Annotated in this window: 14 protein-coding genes; 6 read left to right on the top strand and 8 right to left on the bottom strand. The window is 68.1% G+C overall.

The window, feature by feature from the left end:
• Positions 1-178: 178 nt before the first annotated feature.
• Both BDO18943_RS32525 and BDO18943_RS32520 read left to right on the top strand, forming a co-directional pair.
• Positions 179-1,372, top strand: a complete 1,194-nt coding sequence (locus BDO18943_RS32525; RefSeq protein WP_175025510.1) for a class I SAM-dependent methyltransferase — start codon at positions 179-181, stop codon at positions 1,370-1,372.
• Between the two features lie 11 nt (positions 1,373-1,383).
• Entirely contained in the window at positions 1,384-1,578 is a 195-nt protein-coding gene (locus BDO18943_RS32520) for a DUF2905 domain-containing protein (protein WP_031399528.1), read from the top strand.
• Between the two features lie 246 nt (positions 1,579-1,824).
• Here the strand turns inward: BDO18943_RS32520 and BDO18943_RS32515 are convergent, their stop codons facing one another.
• From BDO18943_RS32515 to BDO18943_RS32490, 6 genes are all read right to left on the bottom strand, one after another.
• On the bottom strand, positions 1,825-2,046 hold the full coding sequence (locus BDO18943_RS32515; protein WP_011353424.1) for a hypothetical protein: 222 nt from the start codon (positions 2,044-2,046) through the stop codon (positions 1,825-1,827).
• 114 nt (positions 2,047-2,160) lie between these two features.
• On the bottom strand, positions 2,161-3,069 hold the full coding sequence (locus BDO18943_RS32510; RefSeq protein WP_175025509.1) for a carbohydrate kinase family protein: 909 nt from the start codon (positions 3,067-3,069) through the stop codon (positions 2,161-2,163).
• A complete protein-coding gene (locus tag BDO18943_RS32505; protein WP_175025508.1) occupies positions 3,066-4,346 on the bottom strand; it encodes an AGE family epimerase/isomerase in 1,281 nt (426 codons plus the stop codon). Before BDO18943_RS32505 ends, BDO18943_RS32510 begins: the two co-directional genes overlap by 4 nt.
• Positions 4,343-5,362, bottom strand: a complete 1,020-nt coding sequence (locus BDO18943_RS32500; protein ID WP_175025507.1) for a LacI family DNA-binding transcriptional regulator — start codon at positions 5,360-5,362, stop codon at positions 4,343-4,345. Before BDO18943_RS32500 ends, BDO18943_RS32505 begins: the two co-directional genes overlap by 4 nt.
• A gap of 362 nt (positions 5,363-5,724) precedes the next feature.
• Entirely contained in the window at positions 5,725-7,563 is a 1,839-nt protein-coding gene (locus BDO18943_RS32495; protein WP_175025506.1) for an EAL domain-containing protein, read from the bottom strand.
• Between the two features lie 389 nt (positions 7,564-7,952).
• Positions 7,953-8,984, bottom strand: coding sequence for a bile acid:sodium symporter family protein (locus tag BDO18943_RS32490; protein WP_011353419.1), 1,032 nt, complete (start codon positions 8,982-8,984; stop codon positions 7,953-7,955).
• Between the two features lie 346 nt (positions 8,985-9,330).
• Between BDO18943_RS32490 and BDO18943_RS32485 the strand changes: the two genes are divergently transcribed.
• The 3 genes from BDO18943_RS32485 (at position 9,331) to BDO18943_RS32475 (ending at position 12,378) form a co-directional block, all read left to right on the top strand.
• A complete protein-coding gene (locus BDO18943_RS32485) occupies positions 9,331-9,813 on the top strand; it encodes a hypothetical protein (protein WP_043187012.1) in 483 nt (160 codons plus the stop codon).
• A 345-nt stretch (positions 9,814-10,158) separates the two neighbouring features.
• A complete protein-coding gene (locus BDO18943_RS32480) occupies positions 10,159-11,235 on the top strand; it encodes a porin (protein WP_043187014.1) in 1,077 nt (358 codons plus the stop codon).
• A 180-nt stretch (positions 11,236-11,415) separates the two neighbouring features.
• The gene (locus BDO18943_RS32475) at positions 11,416-12,378 is read left to right on the top strand and encodes a LysR family transcriptional regulator (protein ID WP_175025505.1); all 963 of its coding nucleotides are present in this window, start codon (positions 11,416-11,418) and stop codon (positions 12,376-12,378) included.
• A 113-nt stretch (positions 12,379-12,491) separates the two neighbouring features.
• Here BDO18943_RS32475 and BDO18943_RS32470 read toward each other — a convergent pair whose 3' ends face one another.
• Positions 12,492-13,451 (bottom strand): NAD(P)H-dependent flavin oxidoreductase, encoded by a 960-nt coding sequence (locus tag BDO18943_RS32470; protein WP_043187018.1) that lies wholly within the window; start codon positions 13,449-13,451, stop codon positions 12,492-12,494.
• A 266-nt stretch (positions 13,452-13,717) separates the two neighbouring features.
• Between BDO18943_RS32470 and BDO18943_RS32465 the strand changes: the two genes are divergently transcribed.
• Positions 13,718-14,614 carry an alpha/beta fold hydrolase gene (locus BDO18943_RS32465; protein ID WP_175025504.1) on the top strand — a complete coding sequence of 299 codons (897 nt, stop codon included), beginning with the start codon at positions 13,718-13,720 and terminating at the stop codon, positions 14,612-14,614.
• A 33-nt stretch (positions 14,615-14,647) separates the two neighbouring features.
• On the opposite strand, the gene BDO18943_RS32460 is transcribed toward BDO18943_RS32465, so the two are convergent.
• Entirely contained in the window at positions 14,648-15,139 is a 492-nt protein-coding gene (locus tag BDO18943_RS32460) for an Lrp/AsnC family transcriptional regulator (protein ID WP_043187021.1), read from the bottom strand.
• Between the last annotated feature and the right edge of the window lie 87 nt (positions 15,140-15,226).

Genomic DNA, 15,226 nt, shown 5'->3' with positions numbered 1-15,226 from the left:
GGCCGCGTGCGGCGCGCCGTGGCTGCGCTGCAGCGCGACGTCCCAGCCGTGCCGCGCGAAGCCGGTCGCGAGCGCACGGCCGATCGACGCGGCGTCGGCCGCGCTGCCCAGGGCGCCTGTGACGAGCGCCACGCGCTGGGTCGACGTATCGGCTGAAACGGTCATTTACAATGCCGGGATGAACCCGAAAGCTCACGAACCCGCTAGTTTACCTGCTCCCGGCCCTGACGCGCTCGCGCAGTCCGAAACCCTTGCCGAGCAACTGCGCGACGAGATCGCGGCGGCCGGCGGCTGGCTGCCGTTCGACCGCTTCATGGAGCGCGCGCTGTATGCGCCCGGTCTCGGCTATTACAGCGGCGGCGCGCGCAAGTTCGGGCGCCGCGCCGACGACGGCAGCGACTTCGTCACCGCGCCCGAACTGTCGCCGCTGTTCGCGCAGTCGCTCGCGCAACCGGTCGCGGAAGCGCTCGCGGCGAGCGGCACGCGTAGCGTGATGGAGTTCGGCGCCGGTACCGGCAAGCTCGCGGCCGGGCTGCTCGCGGCGCTCGACGTGCTGGAAGCCGGGCTCGACGAATACCTGATCGTCGACCTGTCCGGCGAGCTGCGCGAACGGCAGCGCGACACGATCGCGGCCGCCGCGCCGGCGCTTGCCGCGAAGGTGCGCTGGCTCGACGCGCTGCCCGAGCGGTTCGACGGCGTCGTGGTCGGCAACGAGGTGCTCGATGCGATGCCCGTGCGGCTGTTCGCGAAGGCGGGCGACGCATGGCATGAGCGCGGTGTCGCGCTCGACGCGCACCAGGCGTTCGTGTTCGAAGACCGTCCGGCCGCGCCGGCCGGCCTGCCGCCGGTGCTCGCGGGGCTGGACGATGCGGGCGACGGCTACCTGACCGAGACGCACGAGGCCGCGCTGGCCTTCACGCGCACCGTCTGCACGATGCTCGGGCGCGGCGCGGTGCTGCTGGTCGACTACGGCTTTCCCGCACACGAGTACTACCACCCGCAGCGCGACCGGGGCACGCTGATGTGCCACTACCGCCACCATGCGCACGACGATCCGTTCCTGTACCCGGGGCTGCAGGACATCACCGCGCACGTCGAATTCACCGGCATCTACGACGCGGCGATCGCCACCGGCGCCGACCTGCTCGGCTACACGTCGCAGGCGCGTTTCCTGCTGAACGCGGGCATCACCGACGCACTGGCCGCGATCGATCCGTCGGACATCCACGCGTTCCTGCCGGCCGCGAACGCGGTGCAGAAGCTGATCTCCGAGGCCGAGATGGGCGAGCTGTTCAAGGTGATCGCGTTCTCGCGCGGCATCGACGGCACACTCGACGCGTTCGCGCGCGGCGACCGCTCGCACGCACTCTGACGGGAGCCGACATGCTGCGCTGGCTGATGACGTCGTTCGTCGCGGTGATGATCCTGACGCGCTGCTGGCCGTGGCTCGGCAAGCTCGGCATCGGGCGGATGCCGGGCGACGTCACGCTGACGCTCGGCGGGCGGCGCTACCCGTTCCCGTTCATGTCGACGCTGGTGCTGACGATGCTGGTATCGATGGTGGCGCGGCTGCTTTAGGGCCTGTTCACGCTAATGACGTGCTTGCGCTGGCCACCACGAATGAATTTTCCCGAACAGGGGAACGTGCCTTTTCGCCCGCATTGCGGCGTCGTTCGTCGCTTGTCCCCCAAGGGGACTTCCTTCGGGGCGTTTGGCACGGCCAAACGGCGCTCCGCACTTCTTGCACTGTGAGCGGAAAGGCGCGTTCGCAAGCCCGTTATTAGCGTGAACAGGCCCTAAGCCGCGCCTGAATGGCGGCGCGCGTTACAGCTCGATTTCGCCGAGGATCCGGTGCGCGAGCGCCTTCGCCTCGTCGAACGCTTCCTCCTCGCTGGGGCTCGTCGAGTGGACGTCGTAGCGCGTGTTCTCGGTGTCGTCCCCGTCGTCCCGCGCGAGGATCACGTAACCCTGGAACTGCCCGTTGCCCGCATGCTGGGTATGCGCCTTGGCCGTGTAGATGCCTTTCGTGAACGTGTTGGTGTCCATCGTGCTCTCCCGCAAAAGGACACTTCATCGTAGCACTGCGGCGCAGCATGTACAGCGCCGCTTATCGGTGACCGAACGGCGTCCGGTCGCGGCGTCCGGTCACCGTCCTTCCCGTCATCGTTCGATCAGCGCGACGACCTCGTCGAGCGTCGGCGCGTGCGCGCCCGTATGCCGGCACGCGGCGGCGCCCGCCGCCAGCGCGAACACGAGATGCTCGCGCCACGATCGCTGCGGCGCGGCCATCAGGCTGAACAGCATGCCGCCGATCGACGCGTCGCCCGCGCCGACGGTGTCGGCTACTTCGACGCGCGGCGGGCTGGCTTCATGCACGTCGCCGTCCACGTAGAGCGTCGCCGCCTGCGCGCCGCGCGTGACGAGCACGGCCGCGCGCGGGTTCAGCGCGCGCACCGCGCCGATCGCGTCGGGGCCGTCGCCGCCGAACAGGTGCCGCAGGTCTTCGTCGGACACCTTGATCAGGTCGGCGAGTGCGGCCATTTTCTCCAGCGTCGGCCGGTACGCGGCCGTCATCAGGTTCCGGACGTTCGGGTCGAAGCTGATCTTCACGCCGCGCGCGTGCAGGTCGGCCGCGAGCGCGGCCAGCGTGCCGGCGAGCGGTTCGCGCACCAGGCTGATGCAGCCGAAATGCGCCCATTTCACGTGGTCGGTCCAGCCGGCCGGCAGCCGTGCCGGATCGAACGCGAGGTCGGCGCTCGCTTCGCCGATGAAGAAGTACGCGGGCGGGCGTGTCTCGTGGACGATCGCGAGCAGCGGCGGCCGTGCGACGCGCTGCAGGAAGCGCAGGTCGAGCCCGGCCGCTTCGCTCGTGCGCCACAGCACGTCGGAGAAGCAGTCTTCGCCGATCGAACCCGCGAGCGCGCTCGGCACGCCGAGCCGCGCGACCGCGCGCGCGACGTTCCAGCCGGCGCCGCCCGGCACCGACGTCCATTGCGCGTCGCCCGCGCGCACCATGTCGGTCAGGATGTCGCCCGCCGACACGAAAGCCGGAAACGTGCCGCCACTCATTGCGTCGGCTCGCTGCGTTGAGTGCGGGCGAGGGTCGCCAGCACGTCGTAGCACGCGCCCATCGTGTGATAGTCGGTCTTGCCGGCCGGGCTCTTCTCGTCGCTGTACTTGCGGTTGTCGCAGGTGAGGATCCGGTACCACGCGCCGTAGCGGTGATCGACGAAGTGCGCCCAGCTATAGCGCCAGATCTCGTCGTACCAGTCCCAGAAGCGCTCGCTGCCGGTGCGCGCGCCGAGCATCGCGGCCGCCGCGAACGTTTCCGCCTGCACCCAGAAGTACTTGTTGTGGTCGCAGATCGTGAAGTCGGGGCCGAAGCCGTAGTTCAGCCCGCCGTGATCGGCGTCCCACGCGTGCGTGAGTGCGGCGTCGAACAGCTCGGCCGCGCGCGGCACGAGCCAGTCGAGCGGGCGGTGCCGCTCGAGGAGCAGCAGCAGCTTTGCCCATTCGGTCTGGTGTCCGGGCTGGAAGCCCCACGGACGGAAGATGTTCGAGCTGTCTTCCTTGTTGTAGTCCCAGTCGACCGACCAGTCCGCATGGTAGTGCTCCCACACGAGCCCGCCCGACAGCGCGGCCTGGCGCTGCGTGACGTGGGACGCGAGCTTCTCCGCGCGATCGAGGTACGTGAGGTGGCCGGTCGCCTCGTACGCGGCGAGCAGCGCCTCCGTCATGTGCATGTTGGCGTTCTGGCCGCGATACGACGACACGATCCAGTTCGGCGTCGCGTCGTCCGCGTACAGGCCGGCTGCCGCATCCCAGAAGCGGTGCTCGGCCAGCTCGTAGGTGGCCGCGATCAGCGGGCGGGCCTCGTCGATGCCGGCCATCGTCGCGTGCGCGGCCGCGAGCAGCACGAACGCGAGCCCGTAGCAGTGGCGCGTGCCGTCGAGCGTCGCGCGCTTCGCGCCGTCGCGCCAGTCGAGTTCCCAGTCGTAGCCCTGCAGTTCGTCGTCCCAGTGCGCGTCGCGCAGGAAGCGCAGCCCGTGGCGCGCGTATTCCAGGTGGCGCGGGTCGCCGAAATGCCGGTACGCCATCGCGTAGTTGAAGACGAACCGGCAACTGCTGACGAGGTGGCGCGACGTGCGGTTGTAGATGCTGCCGTCGTCGCGGAAGTAGTGGTAGAAGCCGCCCGTCGGGTCGAACGCGTTCGTCGCGTAGAAGCGCAGTGTGTCTTCGATGTGCGACAGCAGGAACGACGGATCGCGGAAACTCGCGACGAACGGCGCGGCTTGCGTGTGGGCGGCCGGCGCGGCCGTGCAGGGTTGGACCGGGGGCATGTTCATGATTCGGTGACCGTGGCGGTATCGAGTGCCGGGGAGCCGGCGGGCTGGCTGCTGGCCCGCACGATCAGCTCGACGGGCAGGGAGATCTCGGTGCGCTCGGGCGCGTCGGCGAGCAGCAGCTCGACGCCGCGGCGGCCGAGCGCCTCCTTGTCGACCGCGAGCGTCGTGAGCGGCGGGCTCGCGTGCGCGGCGGCCGGGATGTTGTCGAAGCCGACGATCGCGATGTCGTCGGGAATGCGCAGCCCGCGTGCGATGCAGACGCGCTGCGCGGCGAGCGCGGCTGCGTCGTTGTACGCGAAGACGGCCTCCGGGCGCGGGCCCGGCGCGTCGAGCAATTGCTCCATCGCACGCGCGGCGCCGGTGTCGGGATCGAGCCCCGCGTCGATCGTCACTTCGTACGCAGGATCGAACAGCCGCCCGGCCTCGAAGAACGCGCGGCGGTAGCCGATCGCGCGCTGCGCGATGCTGTAGTGCGCGGGCGAGCCGCCGATGAACGCGATCCGCGTGCGGCCGGTGGCGAGCAGGTGGCGCATCGCGAGCGCCGCGCCCGTCGCGTTGTCGATGTTGACCGAGCGCAGCCCGGGCGCCCACAGGTCGATCAGCACGAGCGGCCGGCCGGTCGCGGCGAGCGCCTCGATCGTCTCCGGCTCGATGAAGCCGGCCACCGCGATTGCGTCGGGCGCGTGCGGGCGCATCTGGCGCAGCACGTCGTCGTTCGGCCCGACCGTGAGCAGCGTCGGCACGATGCCGCGCTCACGGCACGCGTCCTCGACGCCGTGCAGCACGTGCGAGAAGAACGGGCTGGCCGGAAAGCGGTTGTGCTGGCGATGCAGCAGGAAGGTGAGCCGGCGGATGCGTGGCCGCAGCTGCGCGGGATCGTAGCCGAGCTGCTGCGCGATCTCGACGATGCGCGCACGCGTGGCTTCGGACAGGCCCGGCTGGTTTTTCAGCGCGCGGGAGACGGTGCCGATCGAGACCTCTGCCGCCCGCGCCACATCGCGAATGGTGGTACCCATCGTTCGTTCGGGATCCGGTTTGTTTAGGTTGAAAGCGATTGTATAGTAAAACATATCGCGGAATTCGGGCCGGATAGCCGGGGAATACCCGCAAATTCTGGCTTTTTAAGCGCTAATCTGCGAAAACGCCGTTACTAAAAATACTAAACAAAACACGAAAAAGGCAAGGTGGGCGTGCGGACATCTGGCGAGCGGGAAGGGGGCAAGCGGGCCGGCTTCACGCATTCGCGCGGGCAGTGCCCGACTGCCTTCGCCGGCCGCCGGGAAGGTGGCATGCAACTAACGGTCTGGCTGCTTGACCGGCGATAGTTCGCTACCGCCGCACCGGGGCGCCGTGTTCCGTAAACGACGGCCGCCGCCGTTCAGCGTATTGCCACCGCCGGCGGTTCGCCGCGATGGCGCAGCGCGGCACGGCCGGCATCGAGATCGACCACCGCGAGCCCGTCCGGCTGCTGTTTCGCGCGCCGCTTCGCGAGCGCGGCGACCGATGCGATCTCGTCGCTGCCGTAGCGCTTCGCGCCATGCGCGCCGGCCGGCACGCCGACCACGCCGATCGCCATCGTCACGAAGCCGAAGAATGCCGGATTGCCGTGGCGGTCCTCGCCGCGCAACCCGCCTGCCTGCCGGTCGGCCTGCGTGTAGAAGAGCTGCGCGCCGTCGTTGAAGCGCGCGATCGCGTCGGCGGCGCGTTCGCGCCAGTCGGCGCGCTGGAACAGCACGAGGAAATCGTCGCCGCCGACGTGCCCGAGAAAGTCGCGCTGCGGGTCGCACACGCCGGCCAGTACCGTCGCCGCGAACTTCAGCACCTCGTCGCCCTGCCAGTAGCCGTACTGGTCGTTGAACGGCTTGAACTGGTTCAGGTCGACGTAGCACGCGTGAAAGCCGGCGTCGCGCTGGAGCAGGCGGTCGATGTGCGCGCTGATCGGGATGTTGCCGGGCAGGAACGTCAGCGGATTCGCGTAGCGCGCGGCTTCGATGCGCATCTCGGTCACCGCGCGCACGAGGCTCTCGCCGGTGCCGAGCCCGACGTAGCGGCCGTGTTCGGTGATCACGAAGCCGTCCGCGAGATAGCGCTGGTCGTGGCTCGCGAGCAGCATCGCGAGCTGCTCGAACGTCGTCGCGTTGTCGATCATCAGCGGCGAGTCGTTCGCGAACTGCAGGCACGGCTTCTTGCCGAACACCTCGCGGTGGTACGGCAGCGCGAAGCGGTCGATGAAGCCGCGGCGATTCACCAGCGCGACGGGCCGCCCGCGTTCGACGAGCGCGACCGCGTGCAGGTCGGGCATCCGGTTGAACAGGTCGAGCACGTCGTTGCTGGTCGCGTCGCGCGGCAGTGCCGGCGCCGGAACCAGCATCTTCCCGGCGATCGTGCCGGCCGGCCGCACCGAGCGCGTCGCGCCGGGAAACACCGCGATGTGCGGCGCGCGGATCGCATCGCGCGCGGCCGGCGCGACGACCCGCGACGGCTGCGCGTTCGGCCGGCCGAGCAGGAAACCCTGCACGCAGCAGATGCCCATGTCGCGCACGACGATCAGGTCGCATTCGTTCTCGATGCCTTCCGCGATCAGTTGCGCGCCGCTCGCCTGCGCGAAGTGCTGCATGGCCTTCACGGCCTCGAATTTCAGCGGGTCGCGGGCGATGTCGTGGATGAAGAAGCGGTCGATCTTCACGACGTCCGGATGCAGGCGCAGCCACAGGTTCATGCTCGCGTTCGCGGTGCCGTAGTCGTCGAGCGCGAACTGGATGCCGGTGTCGCGCAGCGAGGCGACCGCCGGCCCGATATGCGTGATGTCGGTCGTCGCGTTCTGCTCGGTCAGCTCGATCACGATGCGCTCGGCGGCGACCCGCGCGCGGCCGAGCAGCTGGCGGATGCGCTCGCGTTCGCGCGCGAGTTGCAGGATCGTGCCCGCGCTGAAATTGAGGAACAGCTTGCCGTCGCAGCCGAGCGCCGCGAACGCGTCGAGGCAGGTGAGCGCGGCGGCCTGTTCGAGCGCGAGGGTCTCGCCTTCGCGCGCGGCCAGCGCGAACAGCGCGGCGGGCGGCTCGAGGTCGGTGCCGCGCGGGCCGCGTATCAGGCCCTCGTATCCGACGACCGTCCCCGACCCGAGATCGACGATCGGCTGGAAGACGGCGGCGAGCGCGCGATCCGCGATCAGGCGCGTGGTGCGGGCGGCAGCGGAGTCGGAGTGGGGCGCGGGCATGGGCGAGAGCAGCCGAATCGACAGGACGCCCGACTTAACGGCACCGCTCGCGGGGAATTGAATGAAGATTTCGTGACGCGATGGGCGTTGCTGGTGCATCGCGTCGGTGTGCAGTTGGGAGGGCGGTACCGCAGGAGGGCGGGAAGGCAGGAGGGCAGGTGGGCAGTTGGTCGGAAAGGCGGGAAGCGGGAAGCGGGAAGCGGGAAGCGCGAGGCGCGAGGCGCGAGGCGCGAGGCGCGAGGCGCGAGGCGGGAAGGCGGGAAGGCGGGAAGGCGGGAAGGCGGGAAGGCGGGAAGGCGGGAAGGCGGGAAGGCGGGAAGGCGGAGGGCGGGAAGGCGGAGGGCGGAAAGGCGGGAAGGCCACCCAGAGCCATCCCGCCGCCCTGATCGTCAGCGCTTGCCTGCGCTCAGCGCGCCGGGCGCCGATGTCGCGTCGCCCTCGTCGTGCTCGCCGCTCATGTCGCGCGCCCCCCAGCGCTGCGCGAGCGCCGCGCACGCCATCAGCTGGATCTGGTGGAACAGCATCAGCGGCAGCACGATCGCGCCGACCGCGTTCGCCGAGAAGATTACCTTCGCCATCGGCACACCGGCCGCGAGGCTCTTCTTCGATCCGCAGAAGATGATCGTGATCTGGTCGGCGCGGTTGAAGCCGAGCCGCTTGCTGACGAACGCAGTCAGCAACAGCGCGATCGCGAGCAGCACGAGGTTGACGACGAGCAGGCCGCCGAGCGCGCGCGGCGGGATCTGGTGCCACAGGCCTTCGTTGACGGCCTCGCTGAAGGCGACGTAGACGACGAGCAGGATCGAACCCTGGTCGACGAAGCGCAGCACGCCGCGGTTGCGGTCGATCCAGCCGCCGATCACGGGCCGCAGCAGCTGGCCGGCGATGAACGGCACGAGCAGTTGCATCACGATGCTGCCGACGGTGCTCCACGGCGACGCGGCAGCCGCCGACTGCGACGTGATCATCAGCCCGACGAGCGCCGGCGTGACGAAGATGCCGAGCAGGCTCGACGCGGATGCCGCGCACACGGCGGCCGGCACGTTGCCCTTCGCGATCGACGTGAACGCGATCGACGACTGGACCGTCGACGGCAGCGTGCACAGGAACAGCACGCCCGCATACAGCGTCGGCGTGACGAGCGGCTGCAGCACGGGTTTCAGCGCGAGGCCGAGCAGCGGGAACAGCGCGAACGTGCTGAGCAGCACGACCGCGTGCAGCCGCCAGTGGGTCGCCCCCGCGACGACGGCTTCGCGCGACAGCTTCGCGCCGTGCAGGAAGAACAGCAGGCCGACGGCGATGTTGGTCGCCCAGTTGAACGCGTGCGCGGCCGGGCCGCGGCACGGCAAGAGGCTCGCGAGCACGACGGTGCCGACGAGCGCGAGCGTGAAATTGTCGGGAAGAAAACGGGGACGGGCCATCAGGAACTCGATTCGGAAACGACGGAGGCGCGCGTCGCGCGCGCGGATGGCGCCATTGTCCCGGTTGGCAATTCACTACACAAATTCATTGTGGGAATCGATTGATGAATCAATCTCATGCAACAACGCCCACGGTATCGGCCCGGCCATGCGCAAAACGGCAGAAGAATGTTCTGTCCCGGCCGCGGGCGGAAGTGAAAAAACCTAGCAGTAACATGGTGTTACACCGATGCCGGCGACATAACACTTTTTGGCTCGACACGCTTTCGGCCCGCTCATAAATTACTGCTGAAAGCCTAGCGTCGGCCAAAAGCGGCCGGCGGCGGGCATGGACTGGCTCTGAACGATGACGGAACGGGTGAAACGGAAGATCGGACGATGGGTGGCAGGCGTGCTCGGCGCGCTGCTGATGCCGCTCGCGCTCGCGCAACCGCCCCACGGCGGTCATGCGTTCGGCGGCCACGGCTTCGGTGGCGGCGACATGCGCGCGTACGGTCAGCCGGCTGGCGGTGCGCCCGTCTGGCGCCGCGTCGCGCCTCCTCCTGGTGCACGCGCCGGCGGCGTGAGCGGCTACGGCTCCCGCTGGGGGCTGCGGCCGACGCCGTCGTATGGCCATTACGCCGCGCAGAGCCCGTATCGCCCGATCAGCGCCGACGCGCGTCAGATGCCGCGCCCGCCGGGCGGCGGCAACGTGCCGCTGCGCGCCGGTTCGATCCGCGCCGACGTCGCGCGCTACAACGAGGAGCGCGGCGGCCGTCCGATGCCGCCGCCCCGCTCGCAGGAAGAGCCTGCGCACTCGCCGTTTTTCTCCCCGTTCTACCGAAACTGAGCGCCCGCGCGCTCGTCCCTCCGCCGGCTGATGCGAATTCGCCACAGTCGCGCACAGATTTCCGCTGATTTTCCCGCCGCATTGCGCTATCTTTCGCGCCCGGATCGCGTGTGCCACGCCGCCGGCCCGCCGTGCGACCGCGTTCAGGCCGGGCCGCCGACGGGTTTCCGGCCATGTATCCGTTCCGCGAAGTTAATGCTGCCGCTATACCAGCAATAAGTGTGCGCAATTTTGACCGGACGAATGATCCGTAAAGATGGCTGCGCCCCATACGACGCAAGCACTCGGCTCCAAAAAACAACGCTCGCGCCACTTCTCGACAATTCGACAAGATCTGGAGATCTAATGAAAGCATTCGCTCGCCGTGCATCGCGCACGTCCGTCAAGCTGATCGCCGCGGCCGCCTGCGTGGCGGCAACCGCTCCCGTCCATGCACAGTCGAGCGTGTCGCTCTATGGTCAGGTCGACGAATGGGTCGGCGCAACCAAGTTCCCGGGCGGCAACCGCGCGTGGAACGTGAGCGGCGGCGGGATGTCGACGTCGTACTGGGGCATGCACGGCGCCGAGGATCTCGGCAACGGCTACAAGGCGATCTTCACGCTGGAAAGCTTCTTCCGCGCGCAGAACGGCCAGTTCGGCCGCTTCCAGGGCGACACCTTCTTCGCGCGCAACGCGTACGTCGGCATCGATTCGCCGTACGGCACGGTGACGGCCGGTCGCCTGACGACGCACCTGTTCCTGTCGACGATCCTGTTCAACCCGTTCTACGACTCGTACACCTTCTCGCCGATGGTGTACCACGTGTTCCTCGGCCTCGGCACGTTCCCGACCTATCCGAGCGACCAGGGTGCCGTCGGCGATTCGGGCTGGAACAACGCGCTGTCATATACGTCGCCGTCGTTCGGTGGCCTGAATTTCGGCGCGATGTACGCGCTCGGCAACCAGGCCGGCGACAACGGCTCGAAGAAGTGGAGCGCGCAGTTCAACTATGCGAACGGCCCGTTCGCGGCGACCGCGGTCTACCAGTACGTGAACTTCAACAACGGCCCGCGTGACCTGAGCGCGCTGGTGGCCGGCATGAAGAGCCAGGGCATCGCGCAAGTCGGCGCGACCTACGACCTGAAGTACGTGAAGCTGTTCGGCCAGTACATGTATACGAAGAATGACCAGGTCGCGGGCAGCTGGCACGTGAATACCGCGCAAGGCGGCGTGTCGGTGCCGCTCGGCGTGGGCAACGCGATGGCGTCGTACGCGTACTCGCGCGACGCGGGCGGCCTCGACCAGACGCGCCAGACCTGGGCCGTCGGCTACGACTATCCGCTGTCCAAGCGCACGGACGTCTACGCTGCGTACATGAACGACCACATCAGCGGCCTGTCGTCCGGCAACACGTTCGGCGCCGGCATCCGCGCGAAGTTCTGACGCGCACACGCGACCGGTGCGCCGGTCGCGCGCGAAAATCGCGTCCGCGCTACATGTTTTTCCGCCAAAACGGCGCCGCCACCCGCGGCGCCGTTTTGCCTTTGTTGACCTTTCTGTTTCCTCGCCTTTGTTACCCTATCTCGTAATTGGACCATTCCCCCGTCATTACGAGCTAGTTCGATGGATACCCTCGTCAGCATGAATGTGTTTCGCTACGTCGTCGAAGTGGGCAGCTTCGTCGGCGCGGCCGAGCGCATGCAGATGTCGGCTGCGATGGCGAGCAAGCACGTGATGCATCTCGAGCAACAGCTCGGTGCGCGGCTGCTGCATCGCACGACACGACGCGTCGCCCCCACCGAGGCGGGACGCGAATACTATGAGCGCCTCGTGCAGGCGCTGTCGGAACTCGACGAAGCCGGGCAGGCCGTCGGCGCCGCAAGCGTGGTGCCGCAAGGCAGGCTGCGCGTGACGTCGCTGTCCGCGTTCGGGCTGCGGCACGTGATGCAGGCCGTCACCGATTATGCGGGCCGGTTCCCGGACGTGACCGTCGACATGACGCTGTCCGATCGCGTGGTTGACCTGATCGAGGAAGGCTACGACGTCGCGGTGCGCGCGGCGCCGAACGGCTTGAAATCGTCGTCGCTGGTCGCGCGGCAGATCGCGACCGCGCACATCCTGCTGGTCGCGTCGCCCGAGTATCTCGAGAAACACGGCACGCCCGCGACGATCGCCGATCTCGCGCACCACAACTACCTGCGGCGCGACTCGAATTCGACGATGCTCGACTCGCTGGTGATCGACGCGGCCGCCGCATCGCGCGTGAACCTCAACGGCAACCTGATCGTGAATCACCTCGAAGGGCTGCGTGCGGCCGTGCTCGCGGGCGCGGGCATCGCGCTGCTCGGCACCGAGGTGGTCGGCGACGACATCGAGTCCGGCCGGCTCGTGCCGGTGCTGCTCGATGCGGTGCCGCCGCACGAGGCGCCGATCTATGCGGTCTACGCGAGCCGGCGTCACGTGTCCGCGAAGGTGCGTTCGTTCGTCGACTTCCTGGCGGCGCGTTTCGAAGGGCAGTCGCTGTGCCCGTCGATCGAATCGCACCTGCGCGTGCTGCCGATGACGCGGATGAAGCGCGCGGTCTGAACCGTCTTTCCCGCTGCGGCGGGGCAATGAAAAAGCGCGAACCGCTGCGGTTCGCGCTTTTTTTTGTCTGACGGTATGTGGGCCGGTGGCGGCCGTCATGGCCGCCGCATCCGTCAGCGCGGAATGCCGAGCCGTGCCTTCGCGTCGTCGTACTCGCGCTTCAGGCGCTCGACGAGCGCACCCACGCTCGGCAGGTCGTCCATCAGGCCGACGCCCTGGCCGGCGCCCCAGATGTCCTTCCACGCCTTCGTCTTGTCGCTGCCGAAATTCATCTTGGTCTTGTCGGATTCCGGCAGTGCGTCCGGATCGAGGCCGGCCTTCTCGATGCTCTCGCGGATGTAGTTGCCGTGCACGCCCGTGAACAGGTTCGTGTAGATGATGTCCGACGATTTCGCGTTCACGATCGCGTGCTTGTAGTCGTCGATCGCGTGCGCTTCCTGGGTCGCGATGAAGCGCGTGCCCATGTACGCGAAATCGGCGCCCATCGCCTGCGCGGCGAGGATCGAGCCGCCGTTCGCGATCGAGCCGGACAGCACGATCGGACCGTCGAAGATCTTGCGGACTTCGCCGACGAGCGCGAACGGCGACGTCGTGCCTGCGTGGCCGCCTGCGCCGGCCGCGACGAGGATCAGCCCGTCGACGCCGGCTTCGAGCGCCTTCTGCGCGTGACGCAGGTTGATCACGTCGTGCAGCACGATGCCGCCGTAGCTGTGCACCGCGTCGACGATCTCGCGCGCCGGCGCGCGCAGGCTCGTGATGAAGATCGGCACCTTGTGCTCGACGCACACGCGCACGTCGTGCTCGAGCCGCGCATTCGACTGATGGACGATCTGGTTGACCGCGATCGGGCCGATCACCGCGTCGGGATTTTTTGCCTGGTGGTCGGCGAGCTCGGACTGGATCTGCGTGAGCCACTCGTCGAGCAGTTCGGCCGGGCGGGCGTTGAGCGCGGGGAATGAACCGACGATGCCCGCCTTGCATTGCGCGAGCACGAGTTCGGGGTAGCTGACGATGAACATCGGCGACGCGATGACGGGCAGCGTCAGGTTTTGCAGGACGGTGGGCAATGCCATGTGATGTCTCCAGTCTCCAGGGGCGGTCGCGCGGTCGCGCCGACGCCATGCTTTGCGGTCGAACCGTAATTCGAGTGTAGCTGCGAAACGAGGTCGTTCTTATTAATACGAACGATCGTGCGATTCTACGCGAGCTTAACAAACTGCACGGTGTGGCGGCAATCGAGTGAGTGTTCTCTTTCTACGGATTCTGGGGGGTACCGCGCTGTGCAGACGCGCAAGCGCTCCTAAAATAACCGCCATAACAAACCAACGAGAAACAAACCATGTCGTTTGAGGCGTTTGCACCGTTTCGCGTGACGGTGCAGGACACCGACATCTTCGGTGTCAAAGGAGGCGCGGGTCCGCCGCTCCTGTTGCTGCACGGACATCCGCAAACCCACATGATCTGGCATCGCGTTGCCGCGACGCTCGCGAATCATTTCACGGTGATCGCCACCGACCTGCGCGGTTGCGGCGCATCGGGCAAGCCGCCGAGCGACGCGCAGCATGCGCCGTATTCGAAACGTGCGATGGCGGCCGACCAGGTCGCCGTGATGCGGCATTTCGGTTTCGACCACTTCCACGTGTGTGCGCACGATCGCGGCGCGCGGGTCGCGCACCGGCTCGCGCTCGATCATCCGGACGCCGTCGAGCGGATGATGCTGCTCGACATCGCGCCGACGCTCGCGATGTACGAGAAAACCGATCGTGCGTTCGCGACCGCGTATTTCCACTGGTTCTTCCTGATCCAGCCGGCGCCGCTGCCGGAGACGCTGGTCGGCGCGCATACCGATGCGTACATCGAGCGCGTGATGGGCAACCGGTCAGCCGGGCTCGCGCCGTTCGCGCCCGAGGCGCTCGCCGCGTACCGGGCCGCGCTCGCGCAGCCGGGCGCCGTGCATGCGATGTGCGAGGACTACCGCGCGTCCGCGACGATCGATCTCGAGCACGACCGTGCGGATCTCGAGCGCGGCAACAAGGTCGCGTGCCCGCTGCGCGTGCTGTGGGGCGAGAACGGGATCGTCGGCCGCTGCTTCGATCCGCTCGACGAATGGCGTCGTGTCGCGCGCGACGTCAGCGGCCGCGCGCTCGACTGCGGGCACTACATTCCGGAAGAGGCGCCCGTCGCGCTGATCGACGAGCTGCTCGCGTTTTTCGAGGCGCGCGACCCGGCGGCATAAGCGCGCGTGCGGGCGGCGCGTGCCGCCCGCTGCTCAGCGGTGCGCGCCGTCGTCCTCGACGAGCGGCGGCAGCCGGCGCGGCACCGGTGTCGATTTCACGATCGCGGTGCTCGTCTCGGCCCGCTCCGTCACTTTCGACAGGATGCCGTCGAGGTGCTCGATCGTGCGCAGGTAGAGCCGGCAGATGAAGCAGTCGTCGCCGGTGACCTTGTCGCATTCGACGAATTCGGGAATCCGCCGCAGCATCTCTTCGACGAGATGCAATTGGCCGGGCAGCGGCTTCACGCGGACGATCGCCTGCAGCGTGTAGCCCAGTGCGCGCGGATCGAGCTCGACGGTGAACGCGGCAATCACGCCTTGCGCTTCGAGCCGCCGCACGCGGTCGGCGGTCGCGGGCGCCGACAGCCCGATCTGCCGGGCGAGTTCGCTGGTGGCGATGCGCGCGTCGTCGGCCAGCGCCGCGAGGATCGCGCGGTCGATCGCGTCGAGCGACGCGACCGCGGGCGGGGAAAGGCGTTTCGGCATGATCGCTTTGCTTTCGAAGGTGAATCGGTTGATTCACTTCAGTTTAGCCGTGGTTGTCGTGAAGGCAAGTTTCTAGAATCGAAGTCA

This window comes from Burkholderia aenigmatica (genome assembly GCF_902499175.1).
GTDB lineage: Bacteria > Pseudomonadota > Gammaproteobacteria > Burkholderiales > Burkholderiaceae > Burkholderia > Burkholderia aenigmatica.
The sequence above is the reverse complement of the archived record's forward strand: the minus strand, read 5'-3'. Positions and strand labels throughout refer to the sequence as shown.

Bases quoted from the DNA above. Each gene is read 5' to 3' on its own strand.
- BDO18943_RS32460 (WP_043187021.1), bottom strand. From the start codon at position 15,139: ATGCCGAAACGCCTTTCCCCGCCCGCGGTCGCGTCGCTCGACGCGATC.
- BDO18943_RS32480 (WP_043187014.1), top strand. From the start codon at position 10,159: ATGAAAGCATTCGCTCGCCGTGCATCGCGCACGTCCGTCAAGCTGATC.
- BDO18943_RS32475 (WP_175025505.1), top strand. From the start codon at position 11,416: ATGGATACCCTCGTCAGCATGAATGTGTTTCGCTACGTCGTCGAAGTG.
- BDO18943_RS32485 (WP_043187012.1), top strand. From the start codon at position 9,331: ATGACGGAACGGGTGAAACGGAAGATCGGACGATGGGTGGCAGGCGTG.
- BDO18943_RS32495 (WP_175025506.1), bottom strand. From the start codon at position 7,563: ATGCCCGCGCCCCACTCCGACTCCGCTGCCGCCCGCACCACGCGCCTG.
- BDO18943_RS32525 (WP_175025510.1), top strand. From the start codon at position 179: ATGAACCCGAAAGCTCACGAACCCGCTAGTTTACCTGCTCCCGGCCCT.
- BDO18943_RS32510 (WP_175025509.1), bottom strand. From the start codon at position 3,069: ATGAGTGGCGGCACGTTTCCGGCTTTCGTGTCGGCGGGCGACATCCTG.
- BDO18943_RS32505 (WP_175025508.1), bottom strand. From the start codon at position 4,346: ATGAACATGCCCCCGGTCCAACCCTGCACGGCCGCGCCGGCCGCCCAC.
- BDO18943_RS32490 (WP_011353419.1), bottom strand. From the start codon at position 8,984: ATGGCCCGTCCCCGTTTTCTTCCCGACAATTTCACGCTCGCGCTCGTC.
- BDO18943_RS32500 (WP_175025507.1), bottom strand. From the start codon at position 5,362: ATGGGTACCACCATTCGCGATGTGGCGCGGGCGGCAGAGGTCTCGATC.
- BDO18943_RS32470 (WP_043187018.1), bottom strand. From the start codon at position 13,451: ATGGCATTGCCCACCGTCCTGCAAAACCTGACGCTGCCCGTCATCGCG.
- BDO18943_RS32520 (WP_031399528.1), top strand. From the start codon at position 1,384: ATGCTGCGCTGGCTGATGACGTCGTTCGTCGCGGTGATGATCCTGACG.
- BDO18943_RS32515 (WP_011353424.1), bottom strand. From the start codon at position 2,046: ATGGACACCAACACGTTCACGAAAGGCATCTACACGGCCAAGGCGCAT.
- BDO18943_RS32465 (WP_175025504.1), top strand. From the start codon at position 13,718: ATGTCGTTTGAGGCGTTTGCACCGTTTCGCGTGACGGTGCAGGACACC.